The following is a 16,258-nucleotide window of genomic DNA, read 5'->3' as shown; positions in this document are numbered from 1 at the left end:
CCTCGCATGCGCGAGTGCCGGGGCCGGTTTGGTGAGGGGGAGCGGGCAGTGGCAGTCGATCAGGTCAAGCCGCAGCTGGTGTTCGTGCACGGGATCGGCCGGCCGCGCGACCCCGAGGCGGAACTCGCCGAGTGGAAGCGGGCGTTGGCGGACGGGGCCCGCGCGGCGGGCTACGCCGAAGAGATCTCCGCGCTGACCATGGACTGGTCCGCCGACGCCGCGTTCGCCCACTACGGCGACCTGTTCTACGCCGACGACGCCCAGGGTTCGGGTGGGCCGGAGGAATGGGACGAGGAACAGGGCGCGATCACGCTCGGCCTGCTGGTCGAGTTCGTCGAGGAACTCCTCGAACTGCCCGAGCACAGCGGCAACCGCGCCCTGAGCCGGATCCGGGCCCAACTCGGCCCGGACGAGCAGGCGCAGGGCGTCGGGAACGCCGCCAGGACGGTGGCCGCGGGCGTCGCCGCGCTCGCCGCCGTCCCCGGGCTGAACGTGGGCCTGCGGGCGCTCAGCCGGCAGAAGCTGCTCAGCATCGTCTCCCAGCCGGGCCGCTACCTCCACCGGCGCCAACCCGACGCCACAGGAAGGACCTTGGACCGGCGCGTCCGCGACCGGGTGCTGGCCTGCCTGGACCCGGCCCGGCCCGCGATCGTGGTGGCGCACTCGCTCGGCACGGTCGTCGCCCTGGAGGCGCTGGCCGAATACCCGGGCGCCGTACCGCTGTTCGTCACGCTCGGATCTCCGATCACCACCCACGCCGTGGTGTGGCCGCTGCTGCGCCCCCGGCCGCCGGCCACCCCGGAGGCGGTCGAGGCCTGGGCGGACTTCCGCGACAGCGACGACCTGGTGGTCCCGAAGCGGCGACTCGCCAAGGCGATGGCGCCCAACAGCCGCGGCGTCCAGCCACTCTCCGACCGGATGGAGTCGGCCACCCTGTGGCCGCACGACGCCACCACCTACCTGCGCCGCGCCGAGGTCGCCGAACCGGTGATGCGCACCCTGGTGGCCCTGGCCGCCCCCAGGTGAGCCCTCATCAGCCGTCGCCCAGGCACCTGCTGCTGATCGCCACGCAGTCGGACGGCGCGGAGAACAAGCTGGACGGCCTGGAGGCGGCGGCGGGCGAACTGCACGCCGTGCTGACCGACCCGGCGATCGGCGGCTGCACCGACAGCCCCGGCCTGAACGCCGTCCAGCTGCGCTCCGGCCGGGTGCTGCGCGCGGAGGCCGACAGCGCCGTGCGGTCCGCGGTCGCGGCCGCCGGAGAAGCCGGGGCCACCCTGGTGCTGGCCTTCCTCGGCCACGGCCAGGTCGCCGGCAAGCTCCGGTACATGGTGGCCGACAGCAAGGACGGCCAGAGCCTGGACTGCGTGGACGTCGCCCACCTGGTCGAACTGGCCGCCGACCACCCGGGCCTCGCCGGGCTGGTGGTCCTGATCGACACGTGCCACGCGGCGGCCGGCCTCCCCGACACCGGCAGCCTGATCGGCGGCTTCGGGGTCGGCGCGAAGCAGGTCGCCGTGCTGGCCGCCTGCGCCGCCCACGAACGGGCTTTCGGCCTGGCGCTGAGCCGACGCCTCGCCGCCCTGCTCGCCGAAGGGCTCCCGGGCGAAGGGGAGTTGCTGCGGGTCGGGACGCTCGCCCCGCACATCCGTGACGCCCTGGACCGCCAACTGGCCGCCGACTTCTCCTACAACGGGACCGACGGCGGACTCTGGCTCGCCCGCAACTGCCGGTCGGCCCGGCCGTCGGGCGGCAGGGCGGGCACGCTGGGCGCCGAGATCCTCGCCGCCGCCCTGCGCACGTGGCCGCAGGCGCCGCCCGGCCCGCCGCCGCACACCCGCGACGGCCTTGCCGCGCTCGCCGACCGGGCCGCGGCGGCCGAGGTCTGGTCGGTGCACGACGCGGCCGACGACCTCCTCGCCGCCATGGACGCCGCCGACGTGCTGGTCGAAATCGCCGGATCCTCCCTGACCACCGACCAACTGCGGTTTCTCGCCGCCGAGTTCAACCGCCAGTGGATCGGGGACCGGCCCGGCCGGGTCGAGCCGCCCGAGGGGCTCGGTGACCGCGCGCTGCTCCAGTACCTGCTGGAGGACGCCGTTGTGCTGGCACCCGCCACGGCCTCTCGGCACGGCGCGCTCGCCTGGTACCTGGTCGCCGCCGCCCACGCCTGCGGCCGCGACCCCCGGGACGCGCTGATCAGCGACTGGGCGCGCGACAACGAAGCCGAGATCGCCCTCAACGACGCCCTGGCCCGGTACACCGCGCACCGGGCGAAGGCGTCCGAACGCCGACTGGTGGTCAGCCTGGACGCCGCCCAGATCGACTGGCCCGACTCGCTCTCGGTGTGCGTGCGCGCCGGAGCGGCCTGCGTCGACCACCGGCACTTCGCCTGCCCGCCCGACCAGGCGGGCGTCGAGGGGACCTTGGCCGACGTCATCGACTGGGCCGAGAGCCTGCCGTCCGCGACCGGCCCGATCGGCTCGATCGACCTCGTGGTGAACGCCCCCGTCCTGCTCGACTGGCACCCCGAGGAGGCCCTCACCGGTCAGTACCACCTCGGCGTCGACCACACCGTGGCACTGCGGTGGGCCGGCCGGCTGGTCGAACCCGGTTACCTGCGCGGCATGAACCGCAGAGCCCGAACCCAACTCGAAGAGCTGCGGCGCGCCCCGTGCGGCCAAGGCCCGCACCTCTCCCGGATCGACCCTGCGGCGACCCCCCTCGACACCCTGCGCGCGGACCTGCGCCGCGGCCACTACCGGCCCGCTGTCCTGCTCACCGACCGGGCCACCGCCCCGACCGCCGTCCGCGACCTGGTCGAAGCCCTCCTCCCGTACGCCCCGATCGTCCTGTGGCCGCGCGCCGACACCCCGCCCTCGACCGCCGACTGGGACTGCCTGAGGCACCTGTGGGACGGCTTGCCCGCCGGATTCGGAGCCGCCTACCGCCGGGTGCTCACGGGCCGCGCCGACCTCGCGCCGACCGACCCCGTCACCGACGCCCACCTGGTCCGCCTCGCCGAACTGCGCACCGCCTGGCACGACGTCGAGTGGCTCGACTTCTGCGCCCGCTACGACCAGCACCAGCGCGCCGCCGCACCAGCCGTCGTACCCGCCGCCGCACCCGCCACTGCACTCAACGCCGTGCCGGCCGCCGCACTCAACGCCGTGTCCGCTGCCGTACCCGCCGCTGTACCCGCCCCGAGGAGCACCTGATGTCCTGGAACAGCTACTACCGCGGCGACGGCGAGCCCCGCGACGTGACACTCGCACCCCCGCCGCCCTGGCGCCGCCTCGGCACCCACCAGCCGTACCGTGCCTTCCTGCCGCCCGAGGGCCTCACCGACGCCGTCAACGCTTCCCTCTACCTGCACCGCCCGCTGCTCATCACCGGCAGCGCCGGCACCGGCAAGTCGACCGTCATCGAACAGGTCGCCGCCGAACTGCGGCTCGGCCCCGTCCTGAAATGGCACATCACCTCCCGCAGCAGCCTGCCCGACGCGCTGTGCCGCTACGACGCACTCGGCCACATCCACGCCCTGCGGATCGGCGAAGCCACCGAACGCGACGCCGCCCCGATCGAGTCCTTCCTCAAACTCGGCCCACTGGGAACGGCGTTGCTGCCCAGCGAGCGCCCCCGGGCCCTGCTGATCGACGAGATCGACAAGAGCGACATCGACCTGCCCGCCGACCTGCTCGACGTCCTGGAGACCGGCACCTTCGAGATCCCCGAACTCGTCCGGCAGCCCGCCGGCCGACTGGCCGTCAGCACCTGGGTGTCCACCGACACCGCCGAGATCGAGGACGGCCGGGTGCAGTGCACCACCTTCCCGTTCATCGTCATGACCAGCAACGGCGAACGGGACTTCCCCGCACCGTTCCTGCGCCGCTGCATCCGCTACGACATGCCCAGGCCCACCGCCGACACACTGCGCCGCGCCGTCCAGGGCCACCTCGGACTGGGCGGGACGCCGCTGCCGCCCGACGCCGACGAACTCATCACCCGGTTCGCCGGGCGAGTCGCCCGCGGCGACCAGCTGGCGATCGACCAACTCCTCAACGCCGTACGCCTGGTGACCGATGCCGACGCCCCGACCGGCGAGCGCCGCAGCAGGCTGCTCGACCTGATGCTCCGGGACCTGTCCGGTGCGTGACCACACCGCCGAGCTGGTGGCGAAGCTGACCGCGCGGCTGCCGCCCGACACCGACGGCGCGGCGGTGGCGGACGCGCTCTGGCTCGCAGCCGGTCTGGTGCCCGACGGTCCGCCGGTTCTGTTGTCCAACCCGTCTGTTGCGCCTTCGTTCTCGTTCTCCGCTCCCGCCGCCCCGGCAGCTTCCGCCGCTGTCGAGGCACCGCCCGAGGAACCCGAGCACCGGCCCGTCACCCCGCTGTACGAACCGCCGACCAGCGACCCCGCCGCGCCCCGCGTCGAGGTCGCCGCCGCCCGCGCCCTCCCGCACGCCCTGGACACGGGCCGCGCCCTGCGCCCCTTCAAACGCCGCTACCCGCACGGCCCCCGGCGCACCGTCGACCTCGACGCGACCATCACCGCGTACACCCGCACGGGCGAACTCCTGCCCGTACTCGGCCCCACGCCCGAACGATGGTTCGAGGTCGTCGTGCTCGTCGAACGCAGCCCCACCATGGAGATCTGGCAGGACACCCTCGACGAGTTCACCGCCCTGCTCACCGGACTCGGCGCGTTCCGCCGGGTCCGCCGGCTCCACCTCGACCTCGACCCCCACCCCACCGTCACCGACACCCGCGGCCACCCCGTCCCGCCGGCCCGACTGCCGCAGCAACGCCGGCTCCTCCTCGTCCTGACCGACTGCGCCGGCCCGCACTGGCGCACCCCCGGCATCTGGCAACTGCTGCACACCTGGGGCGCCCACGGCCCCGTCGCCCTGCTCAACCCGCTGCCCGGACGACTGCGCCACCGCACCGCCCTCGACCTCCCCGCCGTCCGGGTCCGCCACCGCCGACCCGACGCCCGCAACACCGAACTCGCCCACGCCGTACCGCTGATGCTCACCGCCACCTTCGGCCCCGACGCCCACTGGGTGCCACTGCCCACCCCGTCCCTCACCTCGCACGCGCTGCGCCGCTGGGCCGACGCCATGATGCGCGGCGCCCCCGCCGGCCACGACGCCGTCCTCGTCCCCGCCGCGGGCACCCTCACCTCACCGTTCGCCACCGACGAGACCCCCGACGACGACCCCGCCCGCCGGGCCGCCGCATTCCTGCACACCGCCACCCCCGCCGCCCGCCGACTCGCCGCCCTGTGCAGCCCGTTCAGCCGCCTCAGCCTCCCGCTGCTGCGCCTGGTCCGGCAGGAAGCCGTCCCCGAGGCCGACACCGACGACCTCGCCGACGTCCTCACCGCCGGCCTGCTCGACACCCGCACCCCCGCCGCCCTCACCTTCCACCCCGAAGCCCGCGCCGCCCTCGCCCCCCACCTCACCCGCCACGACGCCTGGACCGTCCACACCGCCCTCACCCACCACCTCGCCACCCACCACCCCCGCCCCGGCCACGCGTTCTCGGCCATCGCCCCCGAACACCTCGACGACCTCCCCGCCGACCTCCAGTCCTTCGCCACCGCCACCGCCGACCTGCTCACCCTCCTCGCCCCCGCCCGCCGAAGGGTGGCGCGGGAGCGACCGGCCGCACCGGTGCCGCCCCGATTCCCGGACCCGGCGCTCAGCGCGGCGGTGTTGATCGGGATCCCGGGGCCGGCGGAGCGCGACACGCCCGAGAGCCTGCGGACGTCCCTGGAGGAACTCAAGTCCGTTCTGACGTCGCCGACGAGTTGGAACCTTCCGCCGGAGCGGTGCCGCGTCCTCCTCGACCCGAGCACTCCGGAGCAGGTGCAACTCCTGCTGGCCGCAGCCGCCTTGGAGGCGGAGGATGCGCTGCTGGTGTACGTGCAGGGAGCCCTCCCCGAGGTCGGTCCCGACGTCGGGCCGCCCGATGGGGTGCTGCGACAGATCAGCGACCTGCTGGGCAACCGCCCGGGGGCCACCACTGTGCTGATGATGGACGGCAACGACGCGGATGCTCTGGCGCGGTCGATCGAGCAGTGGCTCCCCCGGCTGGCCGGCGCTGTCGTTGTTCTCACCGGCGAGCGCCAGGGTGCGGACGACGACTTCAGCCTGGCCCGGCGCCTGGCGATGGATGCCGAGGAAGGGATCCCCGGCGGACCGGACGTCCTCGGACTGGACACGCTCGTGCGGCTGCCGCGCCGCCGCCCGTCCGGGTCGAGCGCAAGCTTTCGCCTGTCGGCCCACGGGTCGGCGGAGGTGCCGGCGATCCTGCGCAACCGGCAGGCCCTGCAGTACAGCCGAGCCGAGGTGCGGACGGACTACCTCGGACTCCGGGCGGAACTCGAAGCCCGCGGTGTCCGGATTCCGGACGGCACCGGACCGCTTCTCCTGGCGCTCATCTCGTTCTCGCACAGCTACGCGCAGCGGGTGACGAGCGGAGAGGCGTGGGAGACCGACGTCGAGGACGCTCTCGCCGAATTTCTGGGGCCGGCCCTGGTCCTGGCTTCCGACCCTGACGGAGGGCAGATGTACTGTCGGCCGCGGGAGGGCAGCCCAGGGTTGCCGGTCGAGCTGCTTAGGGTTCCTCCGTCCGACCCGACGCTGCCGGCCTCGGTCGGCCCATCGGTGAACCACCCGCTCTGGATCCAGCTGTTCGTCGGCCGCTTCGAGAACCCGACGGGACCCAGAGTCTTCCGGCACAAGGAGCAGAACGCCCACGCCGTCGCCCTGTTCGTCCCGGCCCCCGGCTCGGACAGCAACCGGGAAGCCGGGTGGGTGGCCGCGACGGCGGACGTCGTCGTGCTCCCCGACCGGGACGGGCGTCCGCTCTCGGACGCCGGTCACCGGCGGCTCGCGGAAATCCAAGCCCCCGTGCGGACGGTGACCGACCCCGAACGCACCTCCGCCTTCCGGGTCGAGGGGCTGGCGACCCTCGTCGAGAGCCTTCGGCGGGGCAGAAAGGGGCTGTCGGGACGGCAACTCTGCCTCGCCCTCGGCCATGCGCCGTTCGACAGCGCCGAGGTGGGCGAGCGCACTGCCGCCATGTCGAGGCTGTGGAACGGCACCGATCAAGGGGCACTCGGTGCGGCCGGTGAATCGCTCGCCGTCCTCCTCACGGACGAAGTCCATCAGGAGATGCAGTTCGGCGGTCATCACGGTGACGTGACGCTGGAGTACGTTCCGTTCCGGCCTGCCGGAGAGTCCGGCGACGGCCAGGCCTGGCTCGGCATGCTCGGGCACACCGGAGCCGAGCTGATCGCGAGGCTGCGCCCCACGCCGGATCTCGCCCCCCCGCGGCGCATCAGCTACTCGCACACCCGGCTCTGCCGCCAGCTGCGTGACCGGGGCGTCCGGCCCGGCGGTGTGCTGCTCGTCCAGGCGTCGGACCGGGCCATGACGGCCGTGAACCCCGAGCAGTTGCTCGCAGCGCTCCGTGAGGTACTGGGGCCGGAGGGCACCGTGGTGATGTCGGCCGCCACCCCTGAGAACTCCCTCAGCTCCGCGTACACCCGGGGCGCGCTGGCCGGTCTGACACCCGCCGCGCAGGAGGTGTACCGGTCGTACATGCCGCCCTTCGACCCCTCTGCGACCCCGGTCTCGGCCTCGGCGGGGTCACTCGCGGAGTGGCTTCGGCGCTCCCCGGGCAGCATCCGCAGCGCTCACCCCCAACACTCGTTCGTCGCGTCGGGCCGCTGGGCCCAGTACCTGATGGACGATCACCGGCTCGACTCACCCCACGGTGAGCGATCCCCACTCCTGAAGCTCTGTCAAAGTCGCGCACAGGCCCTGCTGTTGGGCGTACCGGTGAACGAATGCCTGGCGTGGAACCTGGCAGCCTCGCGGACCCGGAACCCGCCGACGGTGACGGAGTCCTGCGTCGTGAAGTCCCGCGAGGGCACCGGCCGGGAATGGGTCACGTTCACCACCGTCGCAGCTCCTGAGCTCGACGCGCCGGAACTCAGGGAGCGATTGGAGGCACAACTCCCGCTCCGTCGAGGCATCCTGGCGGACCAGGCAGCCGTCCTGGCACCGGTCGAGGACGGCGTCGCCCTGGTCACCGAGTGGCTGGCGGACATCCGGCGGTGACGCCGACTGTGGCCGCAGCGAGCCAAGTTGCGCAGCGGGCGGCGAGGGTCGGGGTGGCCGACCGATAGTCGATGCGCCGGCAGATCGAAGTTCTCGTCGACGAACGCCGCCGCCTGGCCGCCCTCCCACAACGCCCCTCGGCATGGGTCGACGTCGAGACCGGGCAGACTTTCACCGACGCGTGGGCCGGGGTCGGCCAGGAACACCGTCGCCAGCTCTTGATCGGCCTCAAGGCCCGTCTCCACCTCGCACCCGGCTCCGAAGGCTGGCGCCTACCCGCCGAACTCGCATCATGCGTAAGGCAGGTCGAACTCGTCGGGCATTGAAGGTGGCGTCGGGCCTCGGATGATGACAGCGATCAGCCGAATCAACTGCTGACTCGATGCCTACTTCTCTGAATGAGGGTAGGGGTTCATTACGCCGGGGGGAGACGCACCGGCGCCCCCCGACGGTCGGGGGTGGTGGGGGAGCTGGACCTAGGTGGGTCCTGATCTGCGGAGACTGCGTCGACGCCGGTCCGTCTCTCTCGGTCGGGAGACTGGTCCGGCGTCGATGCCCAGCTCCTGTGGGCAGTTCGGCCGCAGGCAGACTGCAGCGGAAGGCTGGCGGCAGGTGGGTGGGCACCGCAGGTTCAGCGAGGAGGACCTCGCGGAGATCGTGAAGGACGCCTACCGGCCGAGCGCCCCGAGAACCCGCAGGTGGAACTGAGGTGCGGGTACGGTGAGAGCACCCTCCCGTTCCGACTACGGCGGGCGCTATGACCTGACGCTCTATCGGTGCAACAACCTGCCACCCCCGAGCGCTGTTCACCGGTTGGTCCGGTGCAGTTTGCTGCCACCCGGATTCCCTTGCCCCAGAGCGAGTTCCGGTCGGAGGATGGCGGCCGTTCCAGGCTCCGGTTCCGTTAAAGTCACCGCAATTCCGGGTGGGCTTCGCCAAAGGACCTCTGGGGTCCGATCCGCGGATATTGCGTCAGGTGGTGAGTTCGGCGACCTGAAGCACGGTGTACCTCCCGAGTGGCCTGGGAGCAGCCCGTATTCCCCGAACAACACTCAAGTAGAGGACCGGTGTGCCATGAGCGTGGACTTCGCGACGTTCGACCTGACCGAGCTGGCGGTACTGGACGCCACTGACACCGTGGGCGTGCCCGCGATACAGGCCTCCCTCACGGCGTTCTTCGCCGATGACGTGGATGACCTGATGGGCAAGCCGAGCAAGGACGTGATGGGCAGCGCGTGCTGTTCCTGCGCCACGGAGATCACCTGCTGCTGCTGCAGCTGACCTGCCTGACCCTCGATGCCCGCGGCCCTGAGGCCGGCGTCGTCCCCTCGCCCGGCAGCGCCGGGTCGGCCCCTGCGTGACCCTGCTCCAGCTCACTGGAGGCGGGGCGCCGCGTCCCACCTGGAGTCACCATGAAGCGATTTGGACCAGGTCAGGCCATGTACCTACCAAACCTTCAGGCTCCTGGAGCGTCCGTGCGGACACCGCAGGAGCCCGAGATGTCAGCCGGGCGGCCGATACGATGACCACACCCTCGGGCACCGCCGCACCCTGCTCGCGCCCTGCCGCACCTGCGCAGGGTGCGGCCGGTCTTGCGGACACGGTGATGCTGCGCATCAACCCGCTGCCCGGGCGGCGCCTCGGCACCTCGGAACTGACCGCGGCGGTCAGCGCCCTGGTGGAGGCCGAGCGGCTGTGCACCTCGCTCGGTGACGCCGCCTGCGCCGAGCTGTTCGATCTCGCCGAGAAGGCCACCGGACCGGACCGCCGGAACATCCTGGAGCTGAAACGGGCGGTCTACAACGGTCGCGCCCCCAGAGCCTCGGCCACCGAACGCAGCTGGCCTGCCGTGACCAACGCGTGGCTGCAGGCCCGGCAGCGCGGTGACCTCGCGCGGAGCGTACTGACCACCGGCTACGAGACCCACCTGGGCGAGGAACGGGCAGCCCTGGCTGAGGCTGTCGGTGCCGAGCCCTTCCAGTTGTCCCTGGCGCTCACCTCGCCCCAGGTCCTGGCGGCGGTGCGTCGCTACGCGCGCTCCGCCGGCCGCGCCTCCAAGCAGGACCGCAAGTCCGAACGGGGCATTCTGCAGCATCTGGCCCGGGCGATGGTGCGCACCTCACCGCTTGCCCGATTCACCGCTGTCGGCTTCGCCTCTTGGTCCGAGCAGGGCGTCGCGCTCGACCGGGTCACTTTCCGGCGCGGCGGGACGCACTCGTTCCCCTCGGTGGACCGGGCGCTGTTCTCCGCCCTGGTCGGCGGGCTGTTGCCCGAAAACCTCGCGACTGGCGACGGCGCCTCGCCGGGCGATGCTTCCGCGCCGGGCAGCGGTGTCGTCCGCCTGCCCGGCGCCGTGACGGTGGTGATGCCGAACCCGACGCTTCGGGCCACGCGGGACACCGTGCGCTTCCAGCAGCGCCACGGCTCGCAGGTCCGGGTGCTCTCCACCCCGCTCACCGGTCAGCTGCGGACCCTGCTGGACCTCACCGCTCTGGGGCCGGTCGCGATCCGGGAACTGGACCGAGCGCTGGCGGACCGTCTCACGGTCACCACGCAGGAGGCCGACCGGATGGTCCGGGCCGCGTGTGACGCCCAGATCCTGCTCCCCGGGCCGCGTCTGGACGAGCAGGCGCCGGACCCGCTACCAGCCGCCCAGGAACTGCTGGGCGAGCACGCCCCGGTCGCGGCCAAGGTACTGGAGGAGGTGTCCGCGTCGCTCGGCCGACTCGCCACGGCCGCGGTGCCGGAGCGGGCAGCACTGCTGAAGCGGGTGGAGTCGGCGCAGCAGCGGCTGACCGCGCTCGGCTCGCAAGCAGGTCGGCTGCGGGTCAACGAGGACTACGTGGTGGACCCGTTCGAGGTCTCGGCCGCCGACTACCAGCAGGCGCTCGCTGACCTGGCCGCCGCCGTCGAGTTCGCCGCGCTCTTCGACCGCCATCACGAGCTGCGTGCGCTGGCGTGCGCCCTGTACGTGGAGCGTTTCGGCCCGGGTGCCTCGGTCCCGCTGGTCGATCACGCCGCCGACCTGGTCAGTGGCGTCATCCGCCACGAGGCCGGCATCTCCGACCTGGTTGCCGGCGACCGGGCTCGCGACCTCGGCCCGCGCGACGGTTCGTTGGCCCGGCTGCTGAGGCTGCGCGCGACCGCCGTGCACACGGTCACCGAGCGGATCGCCCGCCACCGGGCCGAGCGGCCGCAGACCGAGGAGCTGGCGTTCGAGCCGAGCCTGTTGGCTGAGCTGGCCTCCGGTCTGCCTGAGCGGTTCCGGCGATCGCCCGCGTCGTACGGGCTGGCGGTCCAACCGGTCGACGGCCGGTTGGTGCTGAACGGGTGCTTCCCCGGCCGGGGCCTGCTCGGCATGCGCTTCCTCGGCGCGGACCGTGAACTCGGCGGCTGGGCGGCCGAGTCGATCGCCCGACGTGCCACCGCTCTCTTCTCGGCAGATGGCGCCCGACCGTGCGAGGACCGCGGACTGCACGGAGCGAACATCAACTACCGGATCCCGCTGCTGGACCGGACCGTCACCCCCGAGGACTGGATCGGGATCCGGCTGGTGCACGACCCGGTCCGGGACGAGCTGGTCCTGCTGGACGCGGAAGGCGAGCGAGTGCGTCCGGTCTGCCTGGGGATGCGCCGGCCGGACCTGCACCCTGACCCGCTGCGCCTGGCGACCTGGCTGGCCGACACCGGCGGGGTCGCATTCGGGTCCTTCCCCTGGGCACAGGCCCCCACGGCGGACGGGCGCGCAGCCGACCGCACTTCGACCATGCCCCGGCTGGCGGTGGGTCAGGTGGTGCTGCAACGCCGCCGCTGGTACCCCGGGGCCGACTTCCCGTCCGCTCCCGGGACCGACGGGCCGGCCGGACATCTGGTCGACCTCACCGTCTGGCGGGCGGCGCACGGGGTTCCGGACGAGGTGATGATCAAGACCGGCTATGACGAAGCCGCCATCACCCGCGCCTTGGCGAGCGGCGCCTACCCGGCTCACCGGCGGCCGGAGAAGCCGCAGTACGCCGATCTGGCCAGCGTGCTGGCGGTCCGAACCCTGCCCCGGTTCCTGGACCGCCGGCCGCCGGGCAGCTACCTGGAAGAGGCCCTGCCGGGGGTCCGCCGCGGGCGCAACGCCGTCGAGTGGGTCATCGAGTTCGACCGCCCCGCAGGGGCCCGATTCCAGCCGAGGAAGCGATGAAGCCGAGGAATCCATGCGAGTGAAGCTCCGCCCGGATGCGCACTGCGCCCCGGTGCCGCAAGGCGTGTTCTGGGCCCGCGGTGACCGCTCGTTCGTGCTGTCCGGCCCGCCCGCGCTCTACGCCGTCGTCGACGACCAACTCGACGCCCTGCTCAACGGCACGAGCGTGGACGAGATGGTGGCAGCGGCCGGGGACGAGCGTGCCCGGCCGGTCCTCGAACATGTCGTGCGCGCGTTGGTCGCCCAGGATGTGCTGATCGACCTGGACGCTGTGGACGGCCCGCTTCCGGACCCGGAGACCGCTGGTCGCCACGCCGAACTGCTCTGCTACCTGGAGGCGAACTGCGCCGAGCCGTACCGGGCCTTCGCCGCAGTGCGCGCCGCCCGGGTGGCGGTCGCCGGCAATGGGCCCGGGGCGGAGGCTGTGCGGCGCGGACTGACCGCCAACGGCACGGGGGAGACGGTGGAGCTTCACCTTCCCGTCGCATCGAGCCACTTCACGGCGCACGGCTTCGCACCAGCCACCACGATGGTGGTGCTGATCGACGACTGCGAGGCTCCGCTGGATCTGCTGGCTGCCGCCGCAAGCCTGCCGCCGGGCACCCCCGTGGTGCCGGTGGCCGCCGAGGCGGCGCTCGCACTGGTCGGGCCGGTGTGCACAGCTCCGGAGGAGCTTTGGGCCTTCCAGGCCGTTCGGGCCCGAGCCGCTGACTGGCAGGAGACCGGGGCGGAGTCGGCGGCGCCCCGCCCGATCAGCGCGGTACTGGCAGGATCCCTCGCCGCCCAGACCGTTCTGGCGCGGCTGGCCGGCACTGACGACGGTCAGCGTTCGGCCTGGGTGGTGCACGGCCATGCGGTGCAGACCACGGTCGTGCCAGTACCGGATGCCGGCCTCGGACCGGCCTGGCGCCCGGTGGATCCCACCGAGGCCCACGCCGCAGCCGACCGTGTCCACCCGGCCTCCGCACCCGGTACGGACACGGTCGTCACTTACGACACGGCCACTGACGGCCTCGGCTCCGATGGTCCCGGTTCCGCCGAGCCGCAGCAGCCGCACTTCGATGCCGGACTCACCGCCCGCTGGACCGGTCTCGCCCGCTGGGGCCGGGACCTCGATCTCCCGCAACTGCCCGTCAGCCTGGTCACCGCCGAGACGGTGGCGGGCCCCGGACCGTCGGCCGCCCGCGCCGCAACCCGCGCCACCGACCGGGCAGCAGGTATCCCGGCCGCAGCCACGGCCCCGCACTTCCTGGGCTGGGGCACGAACCGCGCCGCCGCCGGCCTGACCGCCGGGCTCGCGGTGCTGCGCCACCGCGTTGCCCAGGAGTGGACGGGGGAGAGCGACGCCGGGTGGTTCCCCGCAGCCGGGCTCACCCGGTCCCACTGGCTGGTGGACGGCCTGCTGCGGCAGGCCGGCCAGGACGAACTCGCACAGCCCATCAGCACTCCGCTGACCTGGAACGATTTCGAGAGGATCGCGGTCCGTTCGCAGTGGAGCGTCCTGAGGGACTTCTTCGACGTCCCCGCCCAGTTGTGGCTGCGCACGGTCGCAGGGCTGGACTGGCAGCTGGTCAGCGTGATGGACGAGGCCACCGGTGAGGTGATGGCCACCCAGTGGGGGCCGAGCCGGGCCTCCGCCGCCTACGCGGCCCTGCTCGCCGCCACCGCCCGGGCCCAGCTCCGAGTGGCTGAGCGGACCGCGCCGCAGGCACCCGTCCAGCCGCCGGATGCGGTCGGGACCTGGGCGCTGGAGATCACCCCGGACCGCCGGATCCAGGACTGCCTGCGCCAGCTGCTCGTACGGGCCCGGGCCATGGGGCTGCGCCCCCGTGCTCAGCAGCTCACCCACGACGCGGTCGTTGGCGGGCTGCCGCTGGCCTGCGGCTGGGTGAGGCTCGGATGAGCGGGCGTCATCTTGGCGGGCTTGACCTGAGCGAGCCTCGCCTGAGCGATCCTCATGTGTACGGGCCTCATCTCGACCGGCGCCTGCTGTCCGGCCCCAATGCTCCGGCCGGCCTGTTGGCCCTGCCCTGGCAGGAGCAGCCGGACGGACAGCTGGTCGCCGTCGCAGCAGGCTTCGACATCCGCTGGGAGAGCCGGGCGCTGGGCATCGCCCGCGAGCAGGGAACATCCCTGCTGTCCGTACGCGCGACCTCGGCGGAAGTCCTGGTCGGGCCGCTCTGGACCCCTGACGGGGCGTCGGGCTGCGCCGGGTGCGCGCAGACCCGGGACGGAGACCGCCACCGGCAGGGGATCGCCCGGGGCGCGGACCATCATCCGGCTACCACGGCTGCCGAGGGCCGCTCCGCATCACAGCCGCCTACGCTGCGGGCCGCCGCACCGGTCCTGCCGCCCGCCGTCGGGCAGCTCCTCGCCGAACTTCTCCGTCACAGTCGGCCGTTGCTCGCTCCTGGTGAGCTGCTCTCGCTCGCTTCCACCGGTGTCCTTCGCCGGCATCGGGTAGCGCCCAGCATCCGCTGCGCGGTGTGCGGCGGCGGTCCCGAGCAGCGAGTCGGCCCCCTCGCCGAGCCGCCGAGTCCCCGCCGACTCGTCTCCCGCCCCACCTCCTCCCCGCTGCCCGACCGGGGCGAGCCGCCGTTCGGCCTGGACCCCGACCGGATGCGCGGCGCGCTGGTCGACGCCCGGTACGGGCCGGTGCTCGGGACGCAGCGGGCCGTGCTGGTCGGCATGGCGATGACCGAGACCCGCCTGCTCGGGGCGGGCTTCGCCGGCCACGGCCGCGGCTCGACCTTCCGGCACGCCGAGGCCGTGGGCTGCCTGGAAGCGTTCGAGCGCAGCGGCGGCTATCCGCACGTCGCGCCGATCGTGCTCGACGCCACCGCGCGCCAGTTGGGTGACCGCGCCATCGGGCTCGCCGGGCTGGGGCATTACACCGCACGGCAGTTGGCCTCGCCTCTGAGCCGCCTGCGGCCGTTCGACGACGACACCCCGATGGACTGGGTGTGGGGTCACGAGCTGGACACCGGCCGGCCGCTGCTCGTCCCGGCCGAAGTCGGCTTCTACCAGTACCGCTTTCCCGCTGCCTCCGACGCACCCGAGGACGCCAGGAGGAGGCACTTCTTCCATGAGTCCTCCAGCGGCTGTGCGCTGGGCGGCAGTTACGAGGAGGCCACCCTGCACTCGTTGCTGGAACTGGCCGAGCGGGACGCCTTCCTGCTCTCCTGGCACCGCCGCCGGCCGCTGCCCCGGATCGCACCTGGGGAGATCACCGACCGGGAGTGCCTGCTGCTGATCCGGCAGATCGAGGACCAGGGCTACCGGGTGCACCTGTTGGTCGCCACTGTGGATCTCACGGTCCCAGTGGTCTGGGTCCTGGCGCTGCGCGAGGACGGCCGGATGCCGTGCAGCCTCAGCTCCGCCGGTTCCGGGGCCGACCCGGTGGGGGCGGCCAGGGCTGGTCTGTGGGAGCTGTCCCAGCTGGTCAGCGGGGGAGTGAACTGGGATGTCGAGGAGAGCCGCGCGGCGGTGGCCGATCCCTGGTTGGTCGACGAGATGCTCGATCACCACAAGCGGTACGCGTACCCCGAACTGCTTCCCCGGATCGAGGCCATGCTGGGCGGACCGGTGGTGAGCCTGGCCGAGGCGTTCCCCGGCTGGCCCGGAGTCTTCACCAGCGCCGCTCAAGGAGACGTCACACAGGCACTGCGGTTTGTCGGCGGGCTGTTCCGCCAGGCCGGTCTGGACCGCATCGTGGTGGTGGACCAGTCCACGCCCGAGCACACCGCAGCCGGACTGTCGGTCGTCAAGGCGGTGGTTCCCGGCATCCTGCCGATGTGCTTCGGGCAGGCGCAGCAGCGGCTCGCCGGACTTCCGCGGCTGGCCGCCGCGATGGCGGCCACGGATGGCACGCCGCCGCGTGACGAGGACTTCCCGTTCGATCCCCATCCGTTCCCCTGAGCGCCGTCGCACGAGCACT

General features: G+C 73.0%; 9 protein-coding genes. All 9 read left to right on the top strand.

The genetic code is table 11. The features are described from left to right. The first annotated feature begins 48 nt into the window (after positions 1–48). The 9 genes from ACI1MP_RS02505 (at position 49) to ACI1MP_RS02465 (ending at position 16,239) form a co-directional block, all read left to right on the top strand. Entirely contained in the window at positions 49–1,026 is a 978-nt protein-coding gene (locus tag ACI1MP_RS02505; RefSeq protein WP_404867578.1) for a hypothetical protein, read from the top strand. Beyond that, positions 1,023–3,218, top strand: coding sequence for a hypothetical protein (locus tag ACI1MP_RS02500; protein WP_404867577.1), 2,196 nt, complete (start codon positions 1,023–1,025; stop codon positions 3,216–3,218). Before ACI1MP_RS02505 ends, ACI1MP_RS02500 begins: the two co-directional genes overlap by 4 nt. Beyond that, positions 3,218–4,156 carry an AAA family ATPase gene (locus ACI1MP_RS02495; protein WP_404867576.1) on the top strand — a complete coding sequence of 313 codons (939 nt, stop codon included), beginning with the start codon at positions 3,218–3,220 and terminating at the stop codon, positions 4,154–4,156. The genes ACI1MP_RS02500 and ACI1MP_RS02495 overlap by 1 nt, the downstream gene beginning before the upstream one ends. After that, positions 4,149–8,132: an SAV_2336 N-terminal domain-related protein gene (locus tag ACI1MP_RS02490; protein ID WP_404867575.1), complete on the top strand. Its 3,984-nt coding sequence runs from the start codon at positions 4,149–4,151 to the stop codon at positions 8,130–8,132. Before ACI1MP_RS02495 ends, ACI1MP_RS02490 begins: the two co-directional genes overlap by 8 nt. A 71-nt stretch (positions 8,133–8,203) precedes the next feature. Then, positions 8,204–8,458 (top strand): hypothetical protein, encoded by a 255-nt coding sequence (locus ACI1MP_RS02485; RefSeq protein WP_404867574.1) that lies wholly within the window; start codon positions 8,204–8,206, stop codon positions 8,456–8,458. A 748-nt stretch (positions 8,459–9,206) separates the two neighbouring features. Then, positions 9,207–9,413: a hypothetical protein gene (locus ACI1MP_RS02480; protein ID WP_387999713.1), complete on the top strand. Its 207-nt coding sequence runs from the start codon at positions 9,207–9,209 to the stop codon at positions 9,411–9,413. A 325-nt stretch (positions 9,414–9,738) separates the two neighbouring features. Continuing rightward, complete coding sequence (locus tag ACI1MP_RS02475) at positions 9,739–12,321, top strand: lantibiotic dehydratase (RefSeq protein WP_404867573.1); 2,583 nt, start codon at positions 9,739–9,741, stop codon at positions 12,319–12,321. Between the two features lie 13 nt (positions 12,322–12,334). Then, the gene (locus ACI1MP_RS02470; protein ID WP_404867572.1) at positions 12,335–14,224 is read left to right on the top strand and encodes a hypothetical protein; all 1,890 of its coding nucleotides are present in this window, start codon (positions 12,335–12,337) and stop codon (positions 14,222–14,224) included. A gap of 56 nt (positions 14,225–14,280) precedes the next feature. Then, complete coding sequence (locus ACI1MP_RS02465; RefSeq protein WP_404867571.1) at positions 14,281–16,239, top strand: TOMM precursor leader peptide-binding protein; 1,959 nt, start codon at positions 14,281–14,283, stop codon at positions 16,237–16,239. The last annotated feature ends 19 nt before the right edge of the window (positions 16,240–16,258 follow it).

This window comes from Kitasatospora griseola, assembly GCF_044999035.1.
GTDB classification, from domain to species: domain Bacteria; phylum Actinomycetota; class Actinomycetes; order Streptomycetales; family Streptomycetaceae; genus Kitasatospora; species Kitasatospora griseola.
The sequence above is the reverse complement of the archived record's forward strand: the minus strand, read 5'-3'. Positions and strand labels throughout refer to the sequence as shown.